This is a genomic window from Phenylobacterium sp., from assembly GCF_044371015.1.
In the GTDB taxonomy this organism is placed as follows: domain Bacteria; phylum Pseudomonadota; class Alphaproteobacteria; order Caulobacterales; family Caulobacteraceae; genus Phenylobacterium.
Genome location: NZ_JBILUK010000187.1, coordinates 1 through 6,314, shown reverse-complemented (window position 1 = coordinate 6,314; position 6,314 = coordinate 1). Strand labels below are relative to the sequence as shown.

General features: G+C 67.6%; 8 protein-coding genes. 4 read left to right on the top strand and 4 right to left on the bottom strand.

From position 1 onward, the window contains the following. Positions 1-938 (top strand): penicillin acylase family protein (locus ACIQ3R_RS13795; protein WP_397419437.1); only part of this gene is annotated, 938 nt, incomplete at its 5' end. Between the two features lie 40 nt (positions 939-978). Here the strand turns inward: ACIQ3R_RS13795 and ACIQ3R_RS13790 are convergent. Continuing rightward, entirely contained in the window at positions 979-1,827 is an 849-nt protein-coding gene (locus ACIQ3R_RS13790; RefSeq protein ID WP_397419436.1) for an SDR family NAD(P)-dependent oxidoreductase, read from the bottom strand. 113 nt (positions 1,828-1,940) lie between these two features. On the opposite strand from ACIQ3R_RS13790, the gene ACIQ3R_RS13785 reads away from it, so the two are divergent. After that, entirely contained in the window at positions 1,941-2,816 is an 876-nt protein-coding gene (locus ACIQ3R_RS13785) for an alpha/beta fold hydrolase (protein ID WP_397419435.1), read from the top strand. Between the two features lie 7 nt (positions 2,817-2,823). Here ACIQ3R_RS13785 and ACIQ3R_RS13780 read toward each other — a convergent pair whose 3' ends face one another. Together ACIQ3R_RS13780 and ACIQ3R_RS13775 are read right to left on the bottom strand one after the other, a co-directional pair. Next, positions 2,824-3,444, bottom strand: coding sequence for an NUDIX hydrolase (locus tag ACIQ3R_RS13780; protein ID WP_397419434.1), 621 nt, complete (start codon positions 3,442-3,444; stop codon positions 2,824-2,826). Positions 3,445-3,448: 4 nt separating this feature from the next. Further along, complete coding sequence (locus ACIQ3R_RS13775; RefSeq protein WP_397419433.1) at positions 3,449-5,053, bottom strand: flavin-containing monooxygenase; 1,605 nt, start codon at positions 5,051-5,053, stop codon at positions 3,449-3,451. A 133-nt stretch (positions 5,054-5,186) separates the two neighbouring features. On the opposite strand from ACIQ3R_RS13775, the gene ACIQ3R_RS13770 reads away from it, so the two are divergent. Beyond that, on the top strand, positions 5,187-5,405 hold the full coding sequence (locus ACIQ3R_RS13770; protein WP_397419432.1) for an antitoxin MazE family protein: 219 nt from the start codon (positions 5,187-5,189) through the stop codon (positions 5,403-5,405). A gap of 2 nt (positions 5,406-5,407) precedes the next feature. Continuing rightward, the gene (locus ACIQ3R_RS13765; protein ID WP_397419431.1) at positions 5,408-5,755 is read left to right on the top strand and encodes a type II toxin-antitoxin system PemK/MazF family toxin; all 348 of its coding nucleotides are present in this window, start codon (positions 5,408-5,410) and stop codon (positions 5,753-5,755) included. Positions 5,756-5,836: 81 nt separating this feature from the next. On the opposite strand, the gene ACIQ3R_RS13760 is transcribed toward ACIQ3R_RS13765, so the two are convergent. Further along, positions 5,837-6,175 (bottom strand): PEPxxWA-CTERM sorting domain-containing protein, encoded by a 339-nt coding sequence (locus ACIQ3R_RS13760; protein ID WP_397419438.1) that lies wholly within the window; start codon positions 6,173-6,175, stop codon positions 5,837-5,839. Positions 6,176-6,314: the final 139 nt, after the last annotated feature.

Here is a 6,314-nt window from a genome sequence, read left to right as displayed (position 1 = left end):
ATGTGGAGGACGGCGGCCTGCCCGTCTCACGCAATCCGGCCAAGGGCTTCTTCGCCACCGCCAACGAGATGAACGTGCCGGCCGACTATCCGATGGATCGGCGCAAGCTCGGCTTCGAGTGGGCCGATCCGACTCGCTCCGTGCGCATCCACGAGGTGCTGGCGGCCAATCCGCGCTCGACGCTGGCCGACTCCATGGCGCTTCAGACCGACAGCGTCAGCCCGCAGGCGCGACGCGGCGTGGCGCTGGTGAAGGGTCTGACCTCGCCCGATCCGGACCTGGCCCGCGCACTGGACCTAATGGCCGCCTGGGATGCTCATCTGAGCGTGGAGAGCCCGGCGGCGGCGATCTACGAGACCTGGGCGGTCAAGCATCTGGGCAAGGCCGTGGTCGAGGCGGCCGCGCCGGTCGGCGCCCGCTCCGCCATCGGCGCCTCGCCGCCCGACGTGGCGCTGGGCTGGCTCGAGACTACGGCGCCCGAGACGCGCAATCCGGTGATCCTGGCGAGCCTGGCGGCCGCGGTGGCTGAGCTGAAAGGGCGACTGGGACCAGACATGTCGACCTGGACCTGGGGCCGGCTGCATCATGCTCGATTTGAGCCCGCCATTGCAGGCCTCGCCGGCCGCGAACTCGCCGCTCAGATGACACTCGGCCCCCTGCAGGTCCCGGGCTCAGCCTCGACGCCGCGCGCCGCCACCTGGCGACCCAACGACTTCGCCCAGTCGGCGGGCGCCTCGGTCCGGATGGTTCTGGATGTCGGCCAGTGGGACAACTCGATGATCATCAACACGCCCGGCCAGTCCGGCGATCCGATGAGCGCCAACTACCGCGACCTGTTTCCCCTCTGGGCGGCCGGCCAGTACGTGCCGTTGCGGTTCAGCCGGAGCGCCGTGGAGGCCGACACGTCGGTTGTGATGACCCTGACGCCGGGACGATAGAGCCTACTGTTCCGCCCCGACTGTCAGGGGTTAGGAGATCTCACGCCTTGCGGGGCGTGCGATCCCTTATCCGGTCGAACCCGGCCTTGATGTTGGCGAACCGCGCCTCGATGACGGGCTCGAACTCGGGGTCGGTGAAGATGTAGGGCCAGTCGTCCTCGATCGCCTCGCGCACCAGTTCGCCCACGTAGAGCGGATCGATGCCGCCCTCGACCCGGTCGCGGATACCCTGGATCCACTGGGCTTCCAGCGCGGTCGGCGCGCGGGCGTCGGCTTCGGCGAAACGGTCCGGACGGTTCCGCTGGCTGTCCGTGATCTTGGTCCGGATGAATCCGGGGCACAGCACCGACACACCGATGCCGCGCGGCGCGAGCTCGTTGCGCAGGCCCTCCGAGAAGGCCACGACTCCATACTTGGTGACATTGTAGGCGTTGCCCGAGCCGGAGATCATCCCGGCGATCGAGGCGGTGTTGACGATGTGGCCGCCCTGGCCGCCGCGCTCCATCAGCGGCCCGAAGATCTCCGCGCCCCAGATCACCGCCATCAGATTGACCCCGATGGTCCACTCCCAGCTGGCGTCGGACCAGGCGCCATAGCCGCCACCGCCGCCGACCCCGGCGTTGGAGACCAGGATATCCACCCGGCCATAGGCGTCCATCGTCGCCTGGGCGGCGCGCGCCAGCTCGTCCTTCAACGACACATCGGCGACCACGCCCGACACATCAGCGTTGGTGGTCTTCAGACCGGCCAGAGCGCTATCCAGGGCCTTCTGTTCGATATCGCACAGCATCACCTTGACGCCCGCCTGGGCGAGCGCCGTAGCGATCCCCAGTCCGATCCCCGAGCCCGCGCCGGTCACGAACGCCACCCGCCCCGCCAGATCCTTCATGTCGCGCCTCCCTATGGCCGTCGTTTGAGTCAGCATGTCCGACGCCCGGCGCGCGCTGTCCACCCCAACCGCGAGTCTGGCGCCTTCGTCGCCTCGGCGTTATCGGGTCGCCCATGACTGACCCGTTCATCGGCCCGACCTCGCACAGCTTCGTCTCCCAACGACTTCGGCTACACTATGTGGACTGGGGCAACCCGACCGCGCCGCCGCTGATCCTGGTGCACGGCGGACGCGACCACTGTCGCAATTGGGACTGGGTGGCCCAGGAGCTTCGACGCGACTACCACATCATCGCCCCCGACCTGCGCGGCCACGGCGACAGCGCCTATTCGCCGAGCGGCGACTATTCGATGTCGGCCTTCGTCTATGACCTTGCCCAGCTGATCCACCAGAAGGGCTTTCCGACCGTGCGGATCGTCGCCCACTCGCTGGGCGGCTCCATCGCGCTCCGCTACGCCGGCGCCTTCCCGGAGACGGTGACCCGGCTGGTGGCCATCGAGGGCATGGGCCCCTCGCCCGCCATGCTGGCGGCCCGGGCCAAGCGCACGCCGGTGGAGCGCCTGCGCAACTGGGTGTCGGAGACCCGCACCCTCGCCGGACGTCTGCCTCGCCGCTACGCCTCCATCGAGGAGGCCTACGCCCGCATGCAGGCCGAGAACCGCCATCTCACACCGGAACAGGCGCGCTATCTCACCATCCATGGCGCCAGCCAGAACGAGGACGGCACCTACAGCTGGAAATTCGACAACTATGTCCGCTCGTTCTCGCCGGCCGACTTCAGCCCCGAAGACCAGCAGGCGCTGTGGGCCAATATCAACTGCCCCGTGCTGCTGGTGAACGGCAAGGAAAGCTGGGCCTCCAACCCGCAGGCGGACGGCCGCGCAGCGCACTTCAAGGACGTCCGCGTCGTCGAGTTCGAACGCGCCGGCCACTGGGTGCATCACGACCGGCTGGAGGGTTTCCTGGCCGAGGTCCGCGCGTTCCTGTGAGCCGCGCCTACCTCGCGGTGAACGCCGGCTGACCCACCTCGTCCAGCCGCACGACACGGCCGTACAGCGCCGCCTCGCGGAACTGCCAGATCCAGGCGGCGGTCGGGGCGTTCACCCAGCTGTTGCGCAGGCGCATCTGCAGGATCGGAAACTCGGCGCCCTTGTGCGCCCGGCGACGGGGCGAGTCCGGGTGATCGAGCTGGCTCAGCGGGATACGCCAGGCCTCGTGCACCTCGGCCGGATCGGGCGTCACGTGAAGTTCGGCGTCCGACCACAGCGCCACCGGCGTCACGACCCGGCCGGTCAGGGTGACGAAGTCATCCAATAGGCCCAGCACGGCGTCCGGGCCCAGCGACACGCCCAGCTCCTCCGCCGTCTCACGCCGTGCGGCCTGGGCGGCGTCCTCGCCGGGATCGAGATGGCCGCCGGGCAGCGCATAGTTGCCGGCGTTGCGGCGCAGGGTCAGCGCCCGCCGCGTGAGCAGAAACGCCGGTTCGCCCCGCCAGGGCCCGACCACGATCGCCACCGCCGCAGCCTTTAGCCCCGCTTCAGGCAAGGCCCGGCGGGGAAACGCCGCGAGGTTGGCGGCGATCCGCGCCTTCAGCTCCGGAAACGCCGCGTCCGCCATTCCGTTATCGCGCGTCCGACGCCAGGGCGAAGTCGGCATAGCCGCTGGCCGCCACCTCGTTGCACTTGTCGCGATAGGCCGGGAAGCCGCCGATATAGGGCATGAACACGCGGGGTTTCCCCTCGACATTCGCGCCCATGTACCAGGAGTTGGCCAACGGGAAGACGGTCGGCGCCGCCACCTCGTTGACATGCTCGACCCACGCGTCCTGCGCCTGGGCCGTGGCTTCAATGGCGGAGAGCTGGCGCTCGCCCATCCAGGCGATGCAGTCGGAAATCCAGTCCACGTGCTGCTCGATGGCCACGGCCATGTTGCAGAGCACGCTGGGGCTGCCCGGCCCCGTCACCAGGAAGAGGTTGGGGAAGCCCGCCACCGTCAGGCCCAGATAGGTGCGCGGCCCCTCGGCCCAGGCGTCGCTGAGCGCAGCCCCGCCTCGCCCTCGGATATCGATGCGGCTGAGGGCGCCGGTCATGGCGTCGAACCCGGTCGCATAGACAATGGCGTCGGCCTCGTACTCGCCGGCCGCGGTCCGCACCCCCTTGGGCGTGATCGCCTCCAGCGGCTCCTCCTTGAGATCCACCAGCCGCACGTTGTCGCGGTTGAAGGTCGCGTAGTAGCCGGTGTCGACGCAGAGACGCTTGGAGCCGATCGGGAAGCTCTTCGGAGAGAGTTTTTCCGCCGTCTCCGGGTTCTTGACGATCTCGCGGATCTTGCCGTGCACGAACTCAGCCGCCGTCTTGTTGGCCGCGACGTCGGCGGTCAGGTCGGCATAGGCGCCCAGCAGCGCGAAGCCGCCGATCTTCCAGCGGCGCTCATACTCGGCCTGCCGCGCCTCGGGCGTATCCTCAAGCGCCAGCGCCTCGCGGGTGTCGACCATCAGGATGCCGAAGCCGGTCTCCCGCGCCTCGGCCCGCCGCTGGGCGCGGTTCTCGGCCCAGTCCGCCGCCACCGCCGGATCAACCGGGCCGTTATAGGCCGGCACGCTGAAGTTGGGCGTCCGCTGGAAGACCGTCACCTGCGCCGCCTGCTCGGCGATGATCGGGATCGACTGGATGGCCGAGGAGCCGGTGCCGATCACCGCCACCCGCTGGCCCGAAAAATCCACCCCGTCGCGCGGCCAGTCGCTGGTGTGCCAGCTCTTGCCCTTGAAGCTCCCGGCGCCCTCGAACGCCGGTGCATTGGCCACAGACAGGCAGCCCGTCGCCATCACGACGTAACGCGCCGAAATCGCCTCGCCGGCGTCGGTCTCCACCGTCCAGCGGTTGGCCTGCTCATCGAACCTGGCCGCCGTGACCCGCGTCTCCAGCTGGATGTCGCGCCGCAGATCAAACCGGTCGGCCACGTGGTTCAGATAGCGCAGCAGTTCGGGCTGGGTCGCATAGCGCTCGCTCCAAACCCACTCCGCGTCGAGTTCGGGCGAGAACGAGTAGGAATACTCCTGGCTCTCGATATCCACCCGCGCGCCCGGATAGCGGTTCCAATACCAGGTGCCGCCGACGCCGGTCCCGGCCTCGATCACCCGCGCCGTCAGCCCCTGGGCGCGCAGCCGGTGCAGCATATAGAGACCCGAAAACCCGGCCCCCACGACCACCGCGTCAACCTGCGCCATCGGTCTCTCCCGCCCTTTTGTTGTTGTGGAGGAAGTCTAGCGCCCTTCCGTGGCGGATAGCCAATCTTGGCGCGGGCATTGCCACACACCAAAGCGCCAAATAGGTTACATGTAACCCATCCGGGAGGTCGTCATGCCAAGCGCCAGCACAGGGTCATCGCAAGCGAAGGTGCAGGCGCATCGGGCGCGACTGCGGGCCCAGGGCCTGCGACCGGTGCAATTCTGGGCGCCGGATACACGAACGGCCGCGTTTCGGGCGGAGGCGGCGCGGCAGTCACGTGCGGTCGCCGCCTCGCCGATGGCGGTGGAAGATCAGGCCTTTATCGACGCCGTCTCCGAGCTCGACCTCTAGCCGTGCGCCGCGGCGAAGTCTGGACGGTCGTCGGCGGCGGCGACTATGCGGGCAAGCCGCGCCCGGTGGTGATCCTGCAGGACGACGCCTTCGACGGCACGGACTCGATCACCGTCTGCGCTTTCACCACCGACCCCACCGAGGCGCCGCTTTTCCGCCCGGCGGTCAAACCCGACGATGCCAACGGGCTGCGCGCGCCAAGCCGACTGATGGTCGACACGGTCACCACCGTCGCCCGGAACAAGCTCGGCCGGCGGATCGGCCGCCTGGCCGACGACGACATGACCCGCCTGAACCGGGCGGTGGTGGTGTTCCTCGGCTTGGCGAGCGGCGCGCGAGCGGCACGCTGACAGCGCCCCTAAACCATCCCCGCCTTGCGCAGCGACGGATAGGCGCGGATCACGCGCTGCGGGCAGATTGGTCGAAGGTTCTTAGGCCCTGGCCACCCGCCGGCGGCGGCGCAACAAGGCGCCGGCGGAGCCGAAGCCCAGGATCATCAATGCCCAACTGGAGGGCTCCGGCACGGCCGTTGGCGGGGGGGGAGGAGGAGGAGGAGGCGGAGGAGGCGGAGGAGGCGGCGATCCCGTGATCGCATCCAACTCTACTATGCGAGCCCCCCATGTCTTCCACGACCTCACACATTGACCGCTACCCGACCAGCACGTCGTCTCAATATAATTTAATGGAGCACCTTCGAAGTGAAAATACTTATAGTACCCACTTCGAGATCCTAAATCTTGCGACACCTTTATGTTGTTACTTCCGTACATACTCTTGTAGTTGAGAGAATAATTTGGATTCCATCCGTCAAATTGTTGAAATCTAAAATCTACCGACAAGAGAGTATCATAATTTACACTATCTTTACTTGCAGATAATGTAAACCAATATAAACCTCTCATAGCAGTA

Bases quoted from the DNA above. Each gene is read 5' to 3' on its own strand.
- ACIQ3R_RS13790 (WP_397419436.1), bottom strand. From the start codon at position 1,827: ATGAAGGATCTGGCGGGGCGGGTGGCGTTCGTGACCGGCGCGGGCTCG.
- ACIQ3R_RS13785 (WP_397419435.1), top strand. From the start codon at position 1,941: ATGACTGACCCGTTCATCGGCCCGACCTCGCACAGCTTCGTCTCCCAA.
- ACIQ3R_RS13780 (WP_397419434.1), bottom strand. From the start codon at position 3,444: ATGGCGGACGCGGCGTTTCCGGAGCTGAAGGCGCGGATCGCCGCCAAC.
- ACIQ3R_RS13775 (WP_397419433.1), bottom strand. From the start codon at position 5,053: ATGGCGCAGGTTGACGCGGTGGTCGTGGGGGCCGGGTTTTCGGGTCTC.
- ACIQ3R_RS13770 (WP_397419432.1), top strand. From the start codon at position 5,187: ATGCCAAGCGCCAGCACAGGGTCATCGCAAGCGAAGGTGCAGGCGCAT.
- ACIQ3R_RS13760 (WP_397419438.1), bottom strand. From the start codon at position 6,175: ATGTACGGAAGTAACAACATAAAGGTGTCGCAAGATTTAGGATCTCGA.